This is a genomic window from Pseudomonas sp. B6001, assembly GCF_013386015.1.
In the GTDB taxonomy this organism is placed as follows: Bacteria; Pseudomonadota; Gammaproteobacteria; order Pseudomonadales; family Pseudomonadaceae; genus Aquipseudomonas.
On sequence record NZ_JACAOX010000021.1, the window covers coordinates 15,359 to 35,753 of the forward strand.

The 20,395-nt window shown below is 61.6% G+C and carries 19 protein-coding genes; 5 read left to right on the top strand and 14 right to left on the bottom strand.

All coding sequences use genetic code 11. The features are described from left to right. Positions 1-74 precede the first annotated feature (74 nt). From HX821_RS23655 to HX821_RS23710, 12 genes are all read right to left on the bottom strand, one after another. The gene (locus HX821_RS23655) at positions 75-701 is read right to left on the bottom strand and encodes a bifunctional 2-polyprenyl-6-hydroxyphenol methylase/3-demethylubiquinol 3-O-methyltransferase UbiG (protein WP_177021017.1); all 627 of its coding nucleotides are present in this window, start codon (positions 699-701) and stop codon (positions 75-77) included. Positions 702-740: 39 nt separating this feature from the next. Next, on the bottom strand, positions 741-1,385 hold the full coding sequence (locus HX821_RS23660) for a methionine ABC transporter permease (protein ID WP_003211840.1): 645 nt from the start codon (positions 1,383-1,385) through the stop codon (positions 741-743). Then, positions 1,375-2,493, bottom strand: a complete 1,119-nt coding sequence (locus HX821_RS23665; RefSeq protein WP_003211842.1) for a methionine ABC transporter ATP-binding protein — start codon at positions 2,491-2,493, stop codon at positions 1,375-1,377. Before HX821_RS23665 ends, HX821_RS23660 begins: the two co-directional genes overlap by 11 nt. Further along, on the bottom strand, positions 2,490-3,305 hold the full coding sequence (locus HX821_RS23670) for a MetQ/NlpA family ABC transporter substrate-binding protein (protein WP_003211844.1): 816 nt from the start codon (positions 3,303-3,305) through the stop codon (positions 2,490-2,492). The genes HX821_RS23665 and HX821_RS23670 overlap by 4 nt, the downstream gene beginning before the upstream one ends. Before the next feature lie 143 nt (positions 3,306-3,448). Continuing rightward, complete coding sequence (locus HX821_RS23675) at positions 3,449-4,801, bottom strand: LLM class flavin-dependent oxidoreductase (protein WP_177036511.1); 1,353 nt, start codon at positions 4,799-4,801, stop codon at positions 3,449-3,451. Continuing rightward, positions 4,801-5,994 (bottom strand): SfnB family sulfur acquisition oxidoreductase, encoded by a 1,194-nt coding sequence (locus tag HX821_RS23680; protein WP_177036512.1) that lies wholly within the window; start codon positions 5,992-5,994, stop codon positions 4,801-4,803. Before HX821_RS23680 ends, HX821_RS23675 begins: the two co-directional genes overlap by 1 nt. 25 nt (positions 5,995-6,019) lie before the next feature. Then, positions 6,020-7,261, bottom strand: a complete 1,242-nt coding sequence (locus tag HX821_RS23685; RefSeq protein WP_008435817.1) for an SfnB family sulfur acquisition oxidoreductase — start codon at positions 7,259-7,261, stop codon at positions 6,020-6,022. A gap of 184 nt (positions 7,262-7,445) precedes the next feature. Further along, positions 7,446-8,231, bottom strand: coding sequence for a hypothetical protein (locus HX821_RS23690; RefSeq protein WP_003211852.1), 786 nt, complete (start codon positions 8,229-8,231; stop codon positions 7,446-7,448). 337 nt (positions 8,232-8,568) lie between these two features. Next, positions 8,569-9,315 carry an L-cystine ABC transporter ATP-binding protein TcyN gene (gene tcyN / locus HX821_RS23695; protein ID WP_003211855.1) on the bottom strand — a complete coding sequence of 249 codons (747 nt, stop codon included), beginning with the start codon at positions 9,313-9,315 and terminating at the stop codon, positions 8,569-8,571. 3 nt (positions 9,316-9,318) lie between these two features. Next, on the bottom strand, positions 9,319-9,984 hold the full coding sequence (tcyL, locus tag HX821_RS23700) for a cystine ABC transporter permease (RefSeq protein ID WP_003211857.1): 666 nt from the start codon (positions 9,982-9,984) through the stop codon (positions 9,319-9,321). Continuing rightward, on the bottom strand, positions 9,984-10,778 hold the full coding sequence (tcyJ, locus tag HX821_RS23705; RefSeq protein ID WP_003211859.1) for a cystine ABC transporter substrate-binding protein: 795 nt from the start codon (positions 10,776-10,778) through the stop codon (positions 9,984-9,986). The genes tcyL and tcyJ overlap by 1 nt, the downstream gene beginning before the upstream one ends. A gap of 231 nt (positions 10,779-11,009) precedes the next feature. Further along, a complete protein-coding gene (locus tag HX821_RS23710) occupies positions 11,010-12,002 on the bottom strand; it encodes a D-cysteine desulfhydrase (RefSeq protein ID WP_003211860.1) in 993 nt (330 codons plus the stop codon). 166 nt (positions 12,003-12,168) lie between these two features. Here HX821_RS23710 and epsC point away from each other — a divergent pair, with 166 nt between their 5' ends. Together epsC and betT are read left to right on the top strand one after the other, a co-directional pair. Further along, positions 12,169-13,095: a serine O-acetyltransferase EpsC gene (epsC, locus tag HX821_RS23715; protein WP_003211862.1), complete on the top strand. Its 927-nt coding sequence runs from the start codon at positions 12,169-12,171 to the stop codon at positions 13,093-13,095. Positions 13,096-13,545: 450 nt separating this feature from the next. Continuing rightward, on the top strand, positions 13,546-15,507 hold the full coding sequence (gene betT, locus HX821_RS23720; protein WP_003211865.1) for a choline transporter BetT: 1,962 nt from the start codon (positions 13,546-13,548) through the stop codon (positions 15,505-15,507). Positions 15,508-15,510: 3 nt separating this feature from the next. Here betT and HX821_RS23725 read toward each other — a convergent pair whose 3' ends face one another. Beyond that, the gene (locus HX821_RS23725; protein ID WP_003211868.1) at positions 15,511-15,759 is read right to left on the bottom strand and encodes a hypothetical protein; all 249 of its coding nucleotides are present in this window, start codon (positions 15,757-15,759) and stop codon (positions 15,511-15,513) included. A 177-nt stretch (positions 15,760-15,936) separates the two neighbouring features. Next, the gene (locus tag HX821_RS23730; protein ID WP_003211871.1) at positions 15,937-16,668 is read right to left on the bottom strand and encodes an SDR family oxidoreductase; all 732 of its coding nucleotides are present in this window, start codon (positions 16,666-16,668) and stop codon (positions 15,937-15,939) included. Positions 16,669-16,787: 119 nt separating this feature from the next. Here HX821_RS23730 and HX821_RS23735 point away from each other — a divergent pair, with 119 nt between their 5' ends. From HX821_RS23735 to mgrA, 3 genes are all read left to right on the top strand, one after another. Then, entirely contained in the window at positions 16,788-17,678 is an 891-nt protein-coding gene (locus HX821_RS23735; protein WP_177036515.1) for a LysR family transcriptional regulator, read from the top strand. Between the two features lie 161 nt (positions 17,679-17,839). After that, positions 17,840-19,168 carry an OprD family outer membrane porin gene (locus tag HX821_RS23740; RefSeq protein ID WP_080673292.1) on the top strand — a complete coding sequence of 443 codons (1,329 nt, stop codon included), beginning with the start codon at positions 17,840-17,842 and terminating at the stop codon, positions 19,166-19,168. Positions 19,169-19,277: 109 nt separating this feature from the next. Further along, on the top strand, positions 19,278-20,315 hold the full coding sequence (gene mgrA / locus HX821_RS23745; RefSeq protein ID WP_003211877.1) for an L-glyceraldehyde 3-phosphate reductase: 1,038 nt from the start codon (positions 19,278-19,280) through the stop codon (positions 20,313-20,315). Positions 20,316-20,395: the final 80 nt, after the last annotated feature.

Here is a 20,395-nt window from a genome sequence, read left to right on the forward strand (position 1 = left end):
CTCCCACAGGGGAATGCATTCCAAAATGTGGGAGCGGGCTTGCTCGCGAAGGCGTAAGCCCAAACAACAAAGACCTACAGCTTGCGCCACACACTTGCCAGCCACGGCTGTTGTTCCCGAGGCAATCCCGCTGGCCGGTAGTAATGCTCCAGCTCCACAAACCCCGCAGCCGTCAGCAATTCCTGCCACGCCTGCAAGTCGTGATACGAGCCATACCGTGGCCCATTCCAGCCCTCCTGGTTTTCACCCCGAGGGTTTGAGCTGAACAACACTCCACCGACCTTCAACGCCCCATGCAACTGCCCAAGAATGCGCGGCAGTTCCTGCTTGGGAATATGAAACAGCACCGCATTGGCGAAGATCCCGTCGAAACGGCCGGCCGGCAAATCCAGCTTCAGGAAGTCCTGTTGCAGCACTTCACAGCCGCTGTCTTCCCGGGCCATCTGTGCAAAGCGCTCCGAACCATCGAGCCCCACCGCGATGTGGCCCATGCGGGTAAACGTCTGCAAATCCCGCCCCGGCCCGCAGCCGAAGTCCAGCACGGTAAACGGTGCGTCGCCCTGGATATGCCGCAGCAACGCATCAATGTTCTGGCTCACATCGTGATCGCGGGTGCCTTCACGAAAATCCTCGGCCACTTTGTTGTAGTGGCCAAGGGTGGTGGAGGTGATCTGGTCGAGGTCGTCGGGGGCGAGTTTCATGGCAGGTTATACCGGGCGCTGAGATGGCCCGACTATACCTCACCTCTTGTTCAGAACCCTGGCCAACCGATCGCCGCCCAACTGAATCACGGCTACCAGGATCACCAGCAGCACAATCACGGTGAGCATGATCTGCGTGTCAAAACGCTGATAGCCATAGCGATAGGCAATATCCCCCAGCCCACCGGCGCCAATTGCCCCGGCCATGGCCGAGGAGTTGATCATCGTCACCAGGGTAATCGTGAACCCGCCGACAATCCCCGGCAGCGCCTCCGGCAGCAGCACATGCCAGACAATATGCCAGCGCCGGCAACCCATGGCCTGCGCCGCCTCGATCAAGCCGTGGTCGACTTCGCGCAAGCTGACTTCGGCGATCCGCGCAAAGAACGGCGTGGCCGCGATGGTCAACGGCACCACCGCCGCCCACACGCCATAGGTGGTGCCGACGATCAACCGGGTGAACGGAATCAGCGCCACCATCAAAATCAAAAACGGGATCGAGCGGAACAGGTTAACGAACGCCCCCAGCACCCGATTCAAGGCAGGCGCCTGATAGATGCCGCCCTTGTCGCTGGTCACCAGGAACACCGCCAGCGGAATCCCCACCAGCAATGCAATCAACGACGACACTCCGACCATCAACAGTGTGTCGATGGCGCCCTGCAATAAACGATCAAACCACATAGCCCAGCACCTCCACCTGTTGTGCCCAGCGCCCGGCGCGGCTGCGCAGTTCTTCGGCGGTCAGGGACGAGCCGCTCACCGCCAGCAGCAATTGCCCCAAGGCGTGGCCCTGGATGCGTTCCACACCGCCTTGCAGCAAGCGCACGCGCCCGCCGAGGGCGCTGAACAACGCAGCAAGATCGGGTTCGTCTTCGGCGCTGCCAGTCAGTTGCAAGCGCAGCACCACGGCGGCGTCCTTTGAGGTCGGATTGGCCTGCAGGCGGCTTTGCAACTCTTCAGGCAGGCCATGTTGCAGCGGCGCCAGCAGGGTTTTACTGACCTCATGCTGCGGGTTGCCGAACACTTCCCACACCGGACCTTGCTCGACCACATGGCCGTGTTCCAGCACCACCACGCGGTCGCAGATTTCGCGAATCACGGCCATTTCGTGGGTGATCAGCACGATGGTCAAGCCCAGGCGTTTGTTGATCTCCCGCAGCAGGCCGAGGATGGATTGCGTGGTCTCAGGGTCGAGCGCTGAAGTGGCTTCGTCGCACAACAGAATCTGTGGGTCATGCACCAGTGAGCGGGCGATGCCCACCCGCTGTTTCTGCCCGCCGGACAGCTGCGCCGGGTAAGCCTTGTGCTTATCCTGCAAGCCGACCAATTCCAGCAGTTCACGCACCTTCTTCTCGCGCTGCTCCTTGGGCACGCCTGCGACTTTCAACGGCAGTTCGACGTTCTGCCATACGGTCTTGGCCGACATCAGGTTGAAGTGCTGGAAGATCATGCCGATGCGTCGGCGCAGGGCGACCAGGCGGTCTTCGTCGAAGTCGCCGATGTCCACCTGGTCAATCAATACCCGGCCGCTGCTCGGTTGTTCCAGGCGGTTGATGGTGCGGATCAGCGACGACTTGCCGGCGCCGCTGCGGCCGATGATGCCGAAGACTTCGCCGCGCTGGATCGCCAGGTCGATGCCTTGCAGGGCGGGCACGGATTGGCCGTCATAGGTCTTGCCCAGGTTGATAAAGCGCACGTGCGCGCGGTTCAGGTCCGGGTGCAGTTCTGTCTGCTCGGCGTCCCTGGGCGGCAAGCCCAGGTCGCGCAGTTGAGAGTGGGCGGCGGTCATTTTTTATCTTCCCAGCCGACTTGGTAGAGCTTGCCAAGGGATTTATCCAACGCGGCGCGCACCACCGGCGAGTGCTGGTAGATGTCGACGAACTTGATCACCCGCGGGTCGGTTTTGCTCTTGGGCTGGACCACGAACTGGATCACGTATTCCGGATGGTCGAGGCCGTCGAACAGCAGCGCCGACTCGGCATCGAAGGTCTTGGACAGGCGGATATACGCCGGGTAGCCCTGCACCAGGTCGGCGTCGTCATAAGCGCGCACCAGTTGCACGGCTTCGACTTGCAGGATCTTGATCTTCTTCGGGTTGGTGACGATGTCTTCTTCAGTGGCCTTGTAGCCCACGCCCGGCTTGAGCGTGATCAAGCCGGCCTTGGCCAGCAGTTGCAAGCCGCGACCGCTGTTGATCGGGTCGTTGGCAATCGCCACGCTGGCGCCCTGGGGCAGGTCGTTGATGCTCTTGTACTTCTTCGAATACAGCCCGACGTTGTTGATGATGCCCGGCGCGTACGGCACCAGGTCAAAGCCTGCAGCGGCCTTGGCGTTTTCCAAAAACGGGATGTGCTGGAAGTAGTTCACGTCGATATCGCCGGCTGCCAGGCTGACGTTGGGTGCGATCCAGTCGGTGAATTCCACCAGTTCGACTTTCAAACCCTGTTTGCCGGCCTCTTCGACGGCGGCTTCCAGGGGAATGGCGAAGGCGGCGGTGGTGCCGACTTTCAAGGGAGCGTCAGCGGCGAATACCGCCGAGCTGAACAATCCGAGGGCGAGAGCCAGTGCTTTGACTGGGTGGCTGAGCAATGTTTTTTTCATAGTGGATTTCCAGTCATAAGGTGTGAGTGCAAACAACTCGGTCAACTGTGGGAGCGGGCTTGCTCGCGAAAGCGGTGTGTCAGTGAATGCATCCGGCGACTGATACAGCGCTTTCGCGAGCAAGCCCGCTCCCACATTTTGGTTCAGTGGCGGTAGGTGGAGCCGGTGTGTTGTTCAGGCAGGTGCGCCGAGTGGTGGAAGACTTTCTCCCGCAACGTCCCGGTCTCATACGCGGTTTTGTACGAGCCCCGGCGCTGCAGCTCCGGCACCACCAGTTCGATAAAGTCGACGTAGCTTTCCGGGGTGACGATGCGCGTCAGGTTGAAGCCATCCAGGCCGGTTTCGCTGATCCATGATTCAAGTTCATCCGCCACCTGTGCCGGCGAACCCACCAGGGTGATGTAGCGCCCGCCAAGAGCGTGTTGCTCAAGCAACTTGCGCCGGGTCCAGTCATTGTTCTGCAGGTTCTTGGTCGCGGACTGGATGGCGTTGCTCTTCACGTACTGGATCGGTTCGTCGATTTCGTACTGTGAAAAATCAATCGCCGTGGATGCCGAAAAATGCGCCACGCCGGCTTCCGCACTGGCGTAGCTCAGGTACTCGGCGTGCTTGGCCCACGCAGCTTCTTCGGTGGCGCCGACGATCACGTTCAGGCCCATGAACACCTTGATATCGTCCGGGTTGCGCCCGGCTTCCACGGCGCTGGCGCGCACCTTGTCCACCTGGATCTTGGTCGAGGCCTTGTTCTGCCCGCTGATGAACACGCACTCGGCGTGACGCCCGGCAAACAGCAGTCCACGGTCGGAGCTGCCCGCCTGGAACAGCACCGGCGTGCGTTGCGGCGACGGCTCGCACAGGTGATAACCCTCCACCTGATAGAACTCGCCCTTGTGCTCGACCTTGTGCACCTTCTCCGGCTGGGCATACACCCGCGCCTGCGGATCGTTGATCACCGCGTCGTTTTCCCAGCTGCCTTCCCAGAGTTTGTAGAGCACCTCCAGGTATTCGTCGGCCTGGTCGTAGCGCCGGTCGTGCTCGACCTGCTCGGTGAGGCCCATGGCCTTGGCGGCGCTGTCGAGGTAGCCGGTGACGATGTTCCAGCCCACCCGGCCACGGCTCAGGTGGTCGAGGGTCGACATGCGCCGGGCGAACAGATACGGCGGTTCGTAGGTGAGGTTGGCGGTCAGGCCGAAGCCAAGGTTTTTGGTCACCGCCGCCATGGCCGAGACCAGCAGCAACGGGTCGTTGACCGGCAGCTGGATCGCTTCCTTGAGCGGCACGTCCACCGAGTTCTGGTAGACGTCATACACGCCGACGATGTCGGCGATGAACAGCCCGTCGAACAGTCCGCGTTCCAGCAACTGCGCCAGTTCGGTCCAGTACTCGATGGTTTTGTACTGGGTCGAGTTGTCCCGTGGATGGGTCCACAGGCCGTGGTTGATGTGCCCGACGCAGTTCATGTTGAAGGCATTGAGCAGGATCTTTTTCTTCGCCATCAGATAGTCCCCCGCAGTGGCGGGTTTTCATCGTTGAGGTAGTAATTGCCCACAGCAAAGTACTTCCAGCGCACCGGATCGTGCAGGGTGTGTACCCGGGCGTTGCGCCAGTGGCGGTCCAGGCCGTGTTCGGCGAGGGTCGCCTGGCTGCCGGCGAGTTCGAACAGGGTGCTGCCGGCCGCCAGGGAAATCTCGGTGCTGAGGGCGCGCACTTCGGCGACCGCGATGGATGCGGCCGCGACGGTGCCGGCATTGCTGTCGGCCTGGGCGCGGTCGAGGAATTCGCCTGAGCGTTCCAGCAGGGCTTCGGTTGCGTGCAGGCGGATGCTCAAGTGGCCGAAGCTTTTCAGGGTCAGCGGATCTTCGGTGGCCTTGTCGCTGGTGGCGTCGATCCACGGCCGGGTCTTGGTGCGCACGAAGTGCAGCGCATCCTCATAGGCTGCGCGGGCAATGCCGGTGTCGATGGCGGCGTGAAGGATCTGCGCCAGCGGGCCGACAGTGGTCGGGCGCTCAAAGGCACTCTGGAACGGGATCACGTCCTGGGCCGCGACCCACACGTTATCGAACACCACCGAACCGCTGCCGGTGGTGCGCTGGCCGAAGCCGCTCCAGTCGTCGATCACGCTCAGGCCCTCGCTGTCACGGGTGACAAAGGCCAGTTGCTGCACACCGTTTTCGTCCACCACGGACGTGGGAATACGTTGGGCGTAGATCGCGCCGGTCGAGTAGAACTTGCGGCCGGTGATACGGAAACCGTCACCGTCGCGGGTGATCTTGGTGATGCGGTCGTGGGCGGTCTTGGTGCCCAGTTCTGCCAGCGCATTGCCGAAGCGCTGGCCGGCGAGCACTTCGGCGTACAGGCGTTTTTGCTGCGCCGGGCTGCCGTTCACCCGCAGCACTTCGAGGGCATAAAAATGGTTTTGCGGGATCTGCCCCAGGGACGCATCCGCCTGGGCAATCAGTGCCGTGACCTTGGCCAGGGTGACGTTGGAAACGCCGGCACCGCCGAACTCCTTGGGTACGCTGATGCCCCACAGGCCGGAGCGGGAAAACACGTCCAGCTCAGGCAAGGGCAGGCGGCGTTCACGGTCACGCAAGGCGCTGTCGCGGCGGAAGTCTTCGGCCAGGTCGCTGGCGACAATGAGGGCTTGTTCATCGCTGGTAATAACCGCGACGTGATGAGAAAGGGTCATGCGTATTCTCCAGAGGTCTGGTCGGTTAAATCCAGGAATGTCGGGCAGGTAAAGTGCCGTTGAGGTGGTAAGCGCCCACCGCGTGGTACTTCCAGCGGACGGGGTCGTGCAGGGTGTGCACCCGGGCGTTGCGCCAGTGGCGGTCGAGGTTGAATTCGGCGAGGGTCGCGCGGCTGCCGGCCAGCTCGAACAGCTTTTCGCTGGCGAGCAGGGAAATCTCGGTGGTCAGCACCTTGGCTTCGGCTACGGCAATCGAGGCGCGTGCGGCGGACTGCGCGGTGATCGGCGCGGCGCTGACTTGGTCCAGTACCTGGCCGGCCTTGCGCAGCAGGGCTTCAGCGGCGTGCAGTTCGATCTTCAGCTTGCCGATATCGGCGATCACATACAGGTCATCGCTGGCCCGTTCGACCTTGGCGTCGATCCATGGCCGCGAGCGTTCGCGTACAAAGCTGATGGTGTCGTCGATCGCGCCACGGGCGATGCCGGCGTCGATGGCCGCCTGGATCAATTGCGAGACTGCTCCCTGGATGCCCGGTGTTTCGCCGAGTCGCCAGGTTTCCACCACCAGTTCGGCGTCCACCGCTACTTGATCCAGCAGCACTGTGCCGCTGGCGGTGGTGCGTTGGCCAAAGCCTGACCAGTCATCGACGATACGCAGGCCTTCGGTGCCACGGCGCACGAACGCCATGACGACTTTGCCGTCATCGTTCAAGGCCTTGACCGCCACCCAATGGGCGAACAGCGCGCCAGTGGAGTAGAACTTCTGGCCACTGACGACGTAGCCGTCACCTTCGGCGGTGATGCGTGACTTGAGGTCCAGGGTGTTTTTGGTACCGCGTTCCGGGCCGCCGTTGCCGATGCGCCAGCCGTCCAGCACGCTCTGGAACAGCTGCTTTTTCTGGCGCTCGCTGGCCGCACCTTGCAGCACGTGCAGGATGCCGAAATGGTTCTGCGGGATTTGCCCCAGCGCCGGGTCGGCCGCGCTGATGATCGCGAACACCTCGGCCAGGGTCACGAAGGACACCTGCGGGCCGCCGTACTCACGGGGAATGGAAATACTGCCCAGGCCGCTGCGGGTGAAGTGTTCGATTTCAGCCCAGGGCAGTTTGCGTTGCTGATCGCGCCTGGCCGCTTGCAGGCGCGCGGCCTGTGCCAGCTCGTGGGCGGCGCTCAGGGCCTCGGCGTCGTTGCGCAGCACTTTGGCGGGCAACAACAGCGGGGCAACGTCCAGATCACTCTGGGGGGGTGTTTGTGCCAAGTTAGACATCAGCGCCGCTCCTTGGCTGCACGCAATGCCCTGGCGTTACGCACCGGGGTAATTTTGACCATACCTACCTCACATCCGTTGAAAAGATAAAAAAATCAGGAATGTCCGGTGGTCCGGTGCATATACCCTAAGCGTGTTAAATTTTTTAATAAACTAACTTTTAGGAATATGCATAGAAGGTCTGTCACCCCGGTTCACAGGGCGAGCCGGGGCGACGGGGTTGGTAGGCCAGCGGGGCCCTGGCGGGGCTGGTCGGGGCCTGGGGAGCGAGCGCGGCGATGCGCAGGATGCGGGCTGGCGCCCAGCTTGAATTGTTGCCGACCCGGTCGAGAATGCAGTAGGTCACTTCGAGACGATGGTCATCCCCGGCTTCGACAATGATGGCCGACGGCACCCACACCTGCACCGCCTTGCCCACATCGCCAGCCTGGATGCTCGGCAGGTCCAGGCGCACGTCACCCCAGCGCAGGGTGATCTCGTCATCGGTCGCCATGTTCAGGTACGGCTCGATGGTCAGGGGCACGCCACGGCGGATCTGGCTGCTGTTGACGCCATGGCGACGGATGGTCTCGGGCAGGCTGACGGCGGCCAGGTTCTGGTTTTCATCAAGGCTCAGTGCCGAGGGCATGCCGCCGGGGTAGTCGGTCTTGACCTGCACCCGGGTGATGGCCGAGCGCGCCGGGCCGTGGCCGACCTGCATGACCCGGTAATGAATCCGTGCCGGGCCATTTTGCACAAAGCTCTCCGGCACTCGCAGGCTGGTGGGCATGCCGATCTTGCCGGCGGTGATGCGCCGGGAGGCGGCAAAGCAGTTGTTCCAGAACAACTCGATCAGGTCGCCCTCGTCCATGCCGCAGTAAGGCGCGATATCGACCTGCAGGTTTGTCGCAGCGAGGGCATTGATGCCTTCTCGATGGGCCTGGGGCAAGGTCGGGGCAGTGAGCAGCGCCTGGGTGGAAATACGCTTCATAAATAATCTCCTTGGTGCAGCCAGCAGCAATCGTTCCGGACATCAGGCGCGGGCAGGCGACGTAGTCCGAAAGAAACGATTTAATAAAAAACCAGAATGGATCCAATCCTCTGGGCGTTAGATAAGAGGCTTGGTTAGTTGGCGTCAAGAGGCTGGGCGGGACAAACAGGGGGTTATGGAATATTCAGAAGGGTCTTACTGGGAGGGCGCTGCAAGTGCGTGCTTCAGGGTGACTTTTACCCAATGAATAAAGGGTGTTTCCCCAAAAACACTAAAGAGGCGAGTTGCCTTTCGGCAACTCTATAAAGCGAAGCTTCTTACAATGAATCGGCGCAAGTTAGTTGTTGATGAACTTGCTGAGAAACTGCCGGGTACGTTCTTCTTTCGGGTTGGCAAACAGCGCCTTGGCTTCGCCTTGTTCAACAATGACGCCCTTGTCGAAGAAGATCACCCGGTTGGCCACATCCCGGGCGAAACTCATTTCGTGGGTCACGATGACCATGGTGCGGTTTTCTTCCGCGAGGCTGCGAATGGTCGCCAGCACTTCGCCTACCAGCTCCGGGTCCAGGGCCGAAGTCGGCTCATCGAACAGGATCACCTCCGGCTCCATCGCCAGGGCCCGGGCAATGGCCACCCGTTGCTGCTGCCCACCGGAGAGGCGGCGTGGGTAGGCGTCTTCCTTGCCTGCCAGGCCGACCCGGGCCAATAGCTTGCGGCCCAGGGCATCTGCGGCGGTCCGGGGCATCTTCTTGACCACGATCGGGCCTTCGATGACGTTCTCCAGGGCCGTGCGGTGCGGGAACAGGTTGAAGTTCTGGAACACAAAACCCACGTGCTGGCGCAGGCGCCGCACCAGGCTTTGCTGTTGGTTGAGCGGGCGGCTGCTGTCGATCTCGATGTCACCGACCTTGATTCGGCCACTGGTGGGTTCTTCGAGGAAATTCAGGCAGCGCAGCAAGGTTGTCTTGCCGGAACCGCTGGGGCCGATGATGGCGACGACTTCGCCTTCCTTGACCTCAAGGTCGATCCCGTTAAGCACCACCTGACCCTTGAATTGTTTGGTCAGTTTTTCAACCACGATCATGCTTCAAGACTCCAGGTCATGCCGGTTGACTCGTGCTTCCAGGCGGTTTTGCACGTGCGCCAGGACGCTGGCAAGAATCCAGTAGATCAAGGCGGCGGACAGATACATGGTGAAAATTTCGAAGGTACGGGCCGAGACCAATTGCGCCTGGCGGAACAGCTCCGGCACCTGGATGGTGGCGGCCAGGGCAGTGTCCTTGACCAGGGAAATAAAGCTGTTGCCCAGCGGCGGCAAGGCCGTGCGCATGGCCTGCGGCAGGATGGCCCGGCGCAGGGTCTGCGCACGGGTCATGCCGATACTGGCCGCAGCTTCCCACTGGCCGCGCTCGATGGAACCGATGGCGGCACGCAGGATTTCACAGGCATAAGCAGCCATGTTCAGCGAGAAGCCGATCATGGCCGCCGGGATCGGATCCAGCTCGATGCCCACTTGCGGCAAGCCGTAGTAGATCAGGAACAGCTGTACCAGCAAGGGCGTGCCGCGAAAGAACGACACGTAGACGCGGGCGGTCCAGCTCAACAGCTTGAAGCGCGACAGGCGCATCAAGGCCAGGCCGAAGCCCAGCAGCAAGCCGAAAAACATCCCGCCGAGGCTAAGGATGACCGTGAAGTACGCGCCCTTGAGCAGAAAGGGCGCGGAGTCCAGCGCGAGTTGGAAACCTGCTTCCATTATTGAGTAACGTCAGCGTTGAAGTACTTCTCGGACAGCTTCTTCAAGGTACCGTCGGCGCGCAGTTCGTCCAGAGCCTTGTTCACCGCGGCCAGCAGTTCAGGCTCGCCTTTGCGCAGGGCAATACCGGCTTCCTGACGGGAGAACGCAGCACCGGCAGCGGCGGTGTCCTTGGCTTTCTTGGCGTATTCCAGCGCGGCGAGGCGGTCGATCAGGATGGCGTCGACACGGCCGATGCGCAGGTCCTGGAACTTGGTTGGGTCATCGTTGTAGGTTTTGACGATGGCTTTCGGTTGGTTTTCCTTGAGCCATTGTTCGTAGTTGGTGCCCAGGCCCACACCGATTTTCTTGCCGGCCAGGTCGTCGGCGGTCTTGATGGTGTCGACGTTCTTCGCCAGGGTCAGCGCCTGGATCCCGGAGACGGTGTAAGGCTTGGAGAAGTCATACTTTTCCTTGCGCGCATCGGAGATGGTCACCTGGTTGACGACCGCGTCCAGGCGCTTGGATTCCAGGGCGGCGAGGATGCCATCCCACGGCGTGGCTTGCAGCTTGACCTTGACGCCCAGCTTCTTGGCCAGCGCTTCAGACAACTCGACCTCGAAACCGCTGAGCTTGCCGCTTTCGTCGACGAAGCTGAACGGCGGGTAGGTGCCTTCCAGGCCAATCTTGATTTCGCCGGCTTTCTTGATGTTGTCCAACTGCTCGCCGGCAACTGCCTGACCGAGCCACCCGGCGCCAAGCGCCAGCCCCAATGTGCCAACCAGTAACGTGCGACGGAATACGGAAATAGTCATGAAGAGCCCCTGTGTTTTTTATGTTGAGCGATGCAGGTGACGCGGTAGTCGTATCCTGCCTTAAAAGCGCGGTGTGTGGGAGCCGGGCTTGCCCGCGATTGCATCAACTCGGTGTTTTGGATCTGCCCAGTCATGCGTATCGCCATCAAGCTCGCCTACGGCGCGACTATAAAGCCGGTTTTTAAGACTTGAAAATAATATAAAATCAGATTGATATTTCTTTATGGAATATCAAAAGCTCGAATCATAAGCAAACAACGCCGGTGCGCCACCCGTGTGCAGGAAGATGATCGGCCCCTCTTCAAAGCGCTGGCGTCCAATGCCATCCAGCAACCCGGCCATGGCCTTGCCCGTGTAGACCGGGTCCAGCAGCAGGCCTTCCTGGCTCGCTACCAGCTTGATCGCCGCCAGCGTGCCGGCACTCGGCTCGCCATAACGGGGGGCGAAGTACTCGTCCCACAGGATCACCTTGAACGCGTCCGGCAGCGGCACGCCGAGCAGTTCGGCGGTACGTTCGGCCAGGCCCTGCACCTTGGGGCGCTGGGCTTCGTCGGTACGGGACACCGTGATGCCAATCACTTGCAGGTCGGGCAGCACTTCGGCCAGCGCCAGGGCCAGGCCGCTGTGGGTGCCGGCGCTGCCGGAGGCCAGGACCACGGTGGAGAACGGGATGCCGCTGTCTTCAATCTGCCCGGCCAGCTCCAGCCCGGCGCGCACGTAACCCAGGGCGCCGAGGGCGTTGGAGCCGCCGATGGGCACCAGGTACGGCTTCTTGCCGTTGCTGCGCAGGCGGTCGGCGAGGGCGTTGAGCTGGTCGTCGACGTTGTCCAGGTTCTCCACCAACTCGACCTTGGCGTCGAACAGCTCCAGCAACAGGCGGTTGCCGTTGGCCAGGTAGTTGGGGTCTTCGGTGCCCGTCGGGTTTTCCAGCAGGGCAACGCAGCCCAGGCCCAGCTTGGCGGCCAGCGCAGCGGTCTGGCGTACATGGTTGGACTGGATCGCGCCGGCGGTCACCAGGGTGTCGGCACCCTGGGCCAGCGCATCGGCGGCGAGGTATTCGAGTTTGCGCAGCTTGTTGCCGCCCATCGCCAGCGGCGTGGTGTCGTCGCGTTTGACGTAGACGTCACGCCCCAGCCAGGCCGACAGCCGCTCGAGTTTTTCCAGGGCGGTGGCGCCGCCCAGCAGTTCCAGACGGTTAAAGCGGTCGAGCTGTTGTTTGATCATGGCTACGCACGGGTGGTCAGAGATGCTGGGACTATAGGCAGGCACTTTTGCGTCGGCAACCGCCAATCGCTTATGTCGACGGGTTATTAGCATTGCACTATTGGTTCTTAAGGACGCTCAGGTTCCTTGCCGTAAAGTGATGGGCATTTCGTCAGGAGTGAAGACCGTGAGTGAGCGTTCCAGTCATTGGCAATTACAGACCATCGTCAGCCAGCTGCGCAGCGCCCGGGACCAGTGGCGCACCCGCAACGGCCGGGTCAGCGGCGAGCAGGGCGGGCGCGAGCTGCCTTCACGGGAAGCCGTGGCGCAGATTCTCGAGGCGTTGTGTGGTGCTCTGTTCCCCATGCGTCTGGGGCCGGTGGACCTGCGTGAAGAAAGTGAAGACTTCTACGTCGGCCACACCCTGGATGTGGCGCTGAATGCATTGCTCGCCCAGGCGCGCCTGGAGCTGCGGTATGCCGCGCGGCAAGGTGGCCAGGATGACAGTGAAGTCGACGCCCATGCCATCCACCTGATCCAGGATTTCGCCCTGGCGTTGCCAGGCTTGCGCAGCCTGTTGGACACCGACGTGCTCGCCGCCTACCACGGCGACCCGGCGGCGCGCAGCGTGGATGAAGTGCTGTTGTGCTACCCGGGGATTTTGGCGGTGATTCACCATCGCCTGGCGCACCACTTGTATCGGGCAGGCTTGCCGTTGCTGGCGCGCATCAGCGCGGAAATCGCGCATTCGGCGACCGGGATTGATATTCACCCGGGCGCGCAGATCGGCCCGAGCTTCTTTATCGACCACGGGACGGGTGTGGTGATTGGCGAGACGGCGATCATCGGCGAGCGGGTACGGATCTACCAGGCCGTGACATTGGGCGCCAAGCGTTTCCCGGCGGATGAGGATGGGCAATTGCAGAAAGGCCATCCGCGGCATCCGATTGTCGAGGATGATGTGGTGATCTACGCCGGGGCGACGATCCTGGGGCGGATTACCATCGGCAAGGGCTCGACCATTGGCGGCAATGTGTGGCTGACGCGCAGTGTGCCGGCGGGGGCGAACCTGACCCAGGCGAATCTGCAGCATGATGATGGGACGCAGAAATAGAGCAGCGCCCTCTCTAACGATCACACAGATCCAATGTGGGAGCGGGCTTGCTCGCGAATGCGGTGTATCAGTCGCCAGAAGTGTTGGCTGACACGCCGCATTCGCGAGCAAGCCCGCTCCCACATTTTGTCTGCATTCCAAATTTGAACCGCACTACTCAAAATTCGAGCCGTATTTCACTCAGCAATCGCTGAACGTTTCGTCATCCTCATACGTCATACCTTTCCTTGAGCTAGTGTAGGAAACACCTACCACTCGGCCCTGCGATTAGTCCTCAAACCCCTATCCATGTTTAACTTGACTGTTCGTTCAAGTTAAATCGGTGGTTCGCTGCCCGCTCACAACAGGAGGCTTACCTTTGCTGAGTCCGTTTTTTACAGCCACATCCCACATCCTTGAGGTGCGCCCTACATGAGTGCATCGTCCACACCTTCCAGCGGTCTGGTCCGCATGAACCCGCCGGTGTTTTACTTCGCCGCGAGCTTCATCCTGCTGTTCGGCCTGACCGTCATCGCGATTCCCGAACAAGCCGGCGCCTGGCTGCTGGCCGCACAAAACTGGGCGGCCAACACGGTCGGCTGGTACTACATGCTGGCGATGACCCTGTATCTGGTCTTCGTGGTGGTCACCGCGTTATCGGGCTACGGCAAGATCAAACTCGGTGCCGACCACGACGAGCCCGAATTCAGTTACCTGTCCTGGGCCGGCATGCTGTTCGCCGCCGGGATCAGCATCACGCTGTTTTTCTTCTGCGTGTCCGAACCCCTGACTCACCTGGTGCAACCGCCCCAGGGCGAGGCCCTGAACGGTGACGCGGCGCGCCAGGCCATGCAGATCCTGTTTCTGCACTGGGGCCTGCATGGCTGGGGCGTGTTCGCCTTCGTCGGCATGGCCCTGGCGTACTTCGCCTACCGGCATAACCTGCCGCTGGCGTTGCGCTCGGCGCTGTACCCGCTGATCGGCAAGCGCATCAACGGCCCCATCGGTTATGCGGTGGACGGCTTCGGCATCATCGCCACGGTGTTCGGCCTCGGCGCCGACATGGGCTTTGGCGTGTTGCACCTCAACTCCGGGCTCGATTACCTGTTCGGCGTGGCCCACACCCAGTGGATCCAGGTCGGCCTCATCACCTTGATGATGGGCGCGGCGATCCTGGTGGCGGTCTCCGGTGTCGATAAAGGCGTGCGGGTGATGTCCGACATCAACATGCTGCTGGCCTGCGCGCTGCTGCTGTTCGTGTTGTTCGCCGGCCCTACCCAGCACTTGCTCAACACCCTGATCCAGAACATCGGCGACTACCTCGGCGCCTTGCCGACCAAGAGTTTCGACCTCTACGCCTACGACAAACCGAGCGACTGGCTGGGCGGCTGGACCGTGTTTTATTGGGCCTGGTGGATCGCATGGTCGCCGTTCGTAGGCCTGTTTATCGCGCGCATTTCCCGCGGTCGTACCATCCGTGAATTCGTGTTCGGCGTGCTGTTGATCCCGCTGGGCTTCACCCTGGCGTGGATGTCGATCTTCGGCAACAGCGCCATCGACCAGGTGCTCAACCACGGCCTTACGGCGCTGGGACAGTCGGCCATTGATGACCCGTCGATGAGCCTCTACCTGCTGCTGGAAACCTACCCGTGGAGCAAGACGGTGATCGCGGTCACGGTGTTTATCAGCTTCGTGTTCTTCGTCACCTCGGCCGACTCCGGCACGGTGGTGCTCTCGACCTTGTCGGCCAAAGGCGGCAACGCCGATGAAGACGGGCCGAAGTGGCTGCGGGTGTTCTGGGGCGCGATGACCGCATTGGTGACCAGCGCGCTGCTGTTTGCCGGCAGCATCGACTCGCTCAAGTCGGCCGTGGTCCTGACCTCGCTGCCGTTCTCGATGATCCTGCTGCTGATGATGTGGGGGCTGCACAAGGCGTTCTACCTTGAGTCGCAGAAGCAGATTGCGCAGATGCATTCCCTCGCGCCGGTATCGGGCTCACGCAAGGGCACGGGCGGTTGGCGCCAGCGCCTGAGCCAGGCGGTGCATTTCCCGTCACGGGATGAGGTGTACCGTTTCCTCGAGACCACGGTGCGCCCGGCCATCGAAGAAGTGACGGCGGTGTTTGTCGAAAAAGGCCTCAACGTGGTCACCCAGCCTGACCCGGCCAACGACAGCGTCAGCCTGGAGATCGGCCACGGCGAGCAGCACCCGTTTGTGTATCAGGTGCAGATGCGCGGCTATTTCACCCCGTCATTCGCACGGGGCGGCATGGGTTCCAAGCAGCTCAACAACCGCCGCTACTACCGGGCGGAAGTGCACTTGAGCGAGGGCAGTCAGGACTACGACCTGGTGGGCTACACCAAGGAGCAGATCATCAACGACATCCTCGACCAGTACGAACGGCACATGCAGTTCCTGCACCTGGTTCGTTAAGGCTCAGGCCCTGATAAACAGGGCCAGTGCCACCAACGGCGCACCGAATACCCCGCTGCCGATCACCAGCTCCGAGACCAGGGGCTGGCCGGCAGTGACCACACCTACCGCGCCGTTCACCACCGACACCACCAGCCAGATCCCGACAAAGCTGTAGGCCAGAATGTGCCGGCTGACGCCCAGCTTTTGGCCGATGAACAGCATCAGCGCGAGGAGGATCAGGCCGGCGGTGATGACGAGGGCGGTGTGCATATCTTAAGTCTCCTGATACCCGCTGATTTTCCGTGAACAGCAAACCTGTGGCGAGGGAGCTTGCTCCCGCTGGGCTGCACAGCGGCCCCAAAAAAGATGGGAGCGCTGCGCACTCCAGCGGGAGCAAGCTCCCTCGCCACAATATCAGTGCGTCGTAGAGTGAGTGCTGCGTGGCCTTCAGACCAAACCACCATTGGCCCGCAGGATTTGCCCGTTCACCCAACCACCGGCCGGGCTCACCAGGAACGCCACCACGCGGGCGATATCTTCCGGTTGGCCCAGGCGTTCCAGGGGTGCCATCTTGGCCAGGCCCTGGATCTGCTCTTCGCTTTTGCCATGCAGGAACAGTTCGGTCGCCACCGGGCCCGGGGCAACGGCGTTGACGGTGATGCGCCGGCCGCGCATTTCCTTGGCGAACACCTGGGTCAGGGATTCCACTGCCGCCTTGCTGGCGATGTACACCGCATAACCGGGGAAGTTGAGGCCGACGGTGCTGCTGGAGAAATTGACGATGCGCCCGCCGTCGTTCAGGCGGGTGGCGGCTTCACGCAGGGCGTTGAAGGTGCCGCGGGTATGGATGTCGAAGTTCTGGTTGTAGAGCTCATCGCTGTGTTGGGCCAGCGGCAGCACCTTGAGGATCCCGGCGTTGTTGACCAGCACATCAACCTTGCCCAGCTGAGCTTCGGTCTCGTCGAACAGGCGCTTGACGTCGGCGGCGCTGGCCACGTCGCCCTGGATCGCTATGGCTTGGTGGCCGGCCTGGCGCAACTCCACTACCAGCCTTGACGCTTCGGTGGCGCTGTTGGCGTAGTTGATGGCGACGGCATAACCGTCGGCGGCCAGTTGTCTGGCAACCACGGCGCCGATGCCGCGAGAGGCCCCGGTAACGATAGCAACTTGGGTAGTCATGATCTGGTTTCCTTGGGGGAGTGGTTGGGTGTGGAAGCAGATTCACATGTTTACCCAGGCCGATAAATGCGCCAGAGTTGCCTTGACTGTTCAAGAATCGCCAACAATGGAGACGCGCCGTGGACCAGGTCAAAGCGATGAAAGTGTTCGTGAGGATTTACGAACGCAGCAGCTTCACGCTGGCGGCCGATGACCTGAACCTGCCGCGCGCCACCCTGACCCACACCCTCAACCAGTTCGAGGCCTGGCTCGGCACGCGCCTGCTGGAACGCAGCACCCGCCGCGTCCGCCCGACCCTCGATGGCGAGGCCTATTACCTGCGCTGTGTCCAACTGCTGGCGGAGCTGGAAGAGGCGGAACTGGCCTTCCGCTCGGTGGCCCCCAAGGGCCGCCTGCGGGTGGATTTGCACGGCACCCTGGCCAAGTACTTCGTGATCCCGGCGCTGCCGCAATTCATGGCGCGCTACCCGGAAATCGAGCTGTCCATCAGCGAGGCGGACCGCTTCGTCGACCTGATCGCCGAAGGCGTGGATTGTGTGCTGCGGGCGGGCACCCTGGGGGATTCGGCGTTGATCGGTCGTCGGGTTGCGACGCTGGGCCAGGTGACCTGCGCGAGCCCGGCCTACCTGCGCAAATACGGCGAGCCGAAGCGCCTCGCCGACCTGGGCGAGCACCGTGCGGTGAACTATGTTTCACGCACCACTGCGAAGCTGTTCCCCTTCGAGTTCATGGTCGACGGTCAGGTGCAGGAAGTGACGATCGAGGGGGCGCTGTCGGTGTTCGGCGCAGAGATTTATGCCGCCAGCGCAGTCGCCGGACTGGGCATTATCCAGTGCCCGCACTACCGCATCGCCGAGCTGATTGACCAGGGCGTGATGCAGGAAATCCTCATTGATACACCACCGCCGCCCATGCCGGTTTCGGTGCTCTACCCGCAAAACCGACACATGTCGCCGAGGGTGCGAGTGTTCGTCGATTGGCTCGCCGAAATCTTCGCCACTGCCCGCTAACCCGCGTCTTTACTGGGTTTCTTAAATTTAATTTCATCCGGGTAAAGGGTGTTTTGACTCCGAACTGTCACATGGCCATCGCCTAATTGTGTGAAGCGTTTGACGCTTTCATTTCAGAACAGTGACGGAGACCGGTACCAATGAAGACGTTATTAAGCCCCATGGTGGGTGCCGCCATGGCGAGCTTTATGCTGTCCGCCCACGCCGATTTTATCGATGACAGCCACGCCGACGTGACCCTGCTCAACCGCTACCTCAACCAGCAGGGGCGGGATGTGGTGAACAGCAATAACAAGGCCCACAGCATCCGTGATTGGGGCCAGGGTTTTGAGTTCAACTTCAAGTCCGGCTACACCGATGGGCCGGTGGGCTTTGGCCTGGACCTGCAGGCGTTCTACGGTTTGAAACTGGACTCCGGCGGCGACCTCAATGACAAGGATCACCAGGGCCGCTACCCCGGCAGCATGTTCCCGCTGGATAACGGCAAGTCGGCCGACCAGTTCGGCGTGCTCAGCCCGACCTTCAAGATGCGCTTCGCCCAGGATGAATTGCGCGTGGGTACGCTGTACGGCAACAACCCGGTGCTGGCCAACACCGACGGCCGCCTGTACCAGCAGACCAACACCGGCGTGCAGTTGGTTTCCAAGGACTTGACCGACTTCACCTTTACCGCCGGTGACATCCTCAAGACCAAGATCCGCAACGAAACCGGCGACCAGGGCATGATCACCGCCGGCGGCACCAAAGAGAGCGATCGCTTCCTCTACGGCGGCGCGGACTACAAAGGTTTGCCGGACACCACCGTCAGCCTGTGGTACTCCAACCTTGAGGATTACTACCAGCAGTTCTTCCTCGGTGCCAAGCGTCATGACGCCTTGCCTGTCGGCGCGATCGACACCGACGTGCGCCTGTACCGCAGCCTGGGTGTGGGTGAAAACGCCGCGGGCGACAAAGACTATTCCGCTGCGGGTCTCTACGGCGATGGCACCTCCAAGGGCCGCATCAACCAGTCCACCGTCAGCCTGTTGGAAAGCTACAGCCTGGACGGCCATACCGTCGGCCTGGGCATCCAGAAAAACAGCGGCGACAGCGACTTCCCGTACCTGGATTCCGGCCTGAACAGCGGTGCCAGCAACCAGGGCCCGGGCTCGGGCGCCGACACCCCGGCACTCACCAACATGCAACTGAACAAATTCCAGCATGCCGGCGAGCGCACCTGGCTGGCGCAGTACAAATATGACTTCGGCAAACTCGGCCTTAACGGCCTGACCTTCGCCACGTCCTACGCACACGGTGATGACATCCGCACCACCCAAGGCACTACCAGTGAATGGGAACGTAACGTCACCGTGGCTTACCAGGTGCCCACCGGCACCCTCAAAGGCCTCGGCGTAACCTGGCGAAATGCCCACGCCAGCCCGGATATCACCGGTGCCACGGTGCAAGATGAAAACCGCTTCTATGTAAGCTACGTCGTTCCACTCTGGTAGGACTTTGCTGTAAAAGGGATAGGCAGACTTAAGCGATTCAGCTGCTTAAAAGGCCCGGGAATATGCTTATTCCCGGGCCTTATTTGCCCCAAGTCCAAGAGAGGATTCGATGACTTACATTGCTGCCGAAAACCGCTATGAATCTATTCCTTACCGCCGCGTAGGTCGCAGCGGACTGGTGCTGCCGGCACTGTCCCTGGGGCTGTGGCACAACTTTGGCGACAGCACCCCGATCGATACCCAGCGCGCCTTGCTGCGCACCGCGTTCGACCTGGGTATCAACCACTTCGACCTGGCCAACAACTACGGCCCTCCATACGGCAGCGCCGAGATCAACTTCGGTCGTTTGCTGCGGGAAGACTTCAAGCATTACCGCGATGAACTGATCATCTCCAGCAAGGCGGGCTGGGACATGTGGCCGGGCCCTTATGGCCAGGGCGGCGGTTCGCGCAAGTACGTGCTGGCGAGCCTCGACCAGAGCCTGCAACGCCTGGGCGTCGATTACGTGGACATCTTCTATTCCCACCGTTTTGATGCCGACACCCCGCTGGAAGAAACCGCCAGCGCACTGGCCACCGCCGTGCAACAGGGCAAGGCGTTGTACATCGGGATCTCGTCCTACTCCGGCGTGAAAACCCGGGAAATTGCGGCGCTGCTCCAGGAGTGGAAAGTCCCGCTGCTGATCCACCAGCCGGCCTACAACCTGCTCAACCGCTGGGTGGAAAAAGACCTGCTGGACGTCACCGAAGAACTCGGTGCCGGGGTGATCGCGTTCACGCCATTGGCCCAGGGCCTGCTGACCGACAAATACCTCAACGGCGTACCGGCGGATGCGCGGGTCAATCGTCCGGGGGGTGGTTCGTTGCAGGCCAAGCACTTGTCCGAGGCCAACATCGCCCACGCCCGCGCGCTGAATGAAATTGCCAAGCGCCGTGGCCAGAGCCTGGCGCAGATGGCGTTGGCGTGGACGTTGCGTGATCCACGGGTCACCAGCGCCCTGATCGGCGCAAGCCGGCCGGAGCAGATCATTGAAAACGTCGGTGCGTTGCAGAACCTGAGCTTCAGCGCGCAGGAACTGGCGGAGATTGATCGGTTTGCCCAGGAAGGCGGGATTAATTTGTGGGAGAAGCCGTCTACGGCTGAATAAGCAGTAGAGCCCGATTCCTGCATCAACCTCTACCCAATGTGGGAGCGGGCTTGCTCGCGAAAGCGGAGTGTCAGTCACTG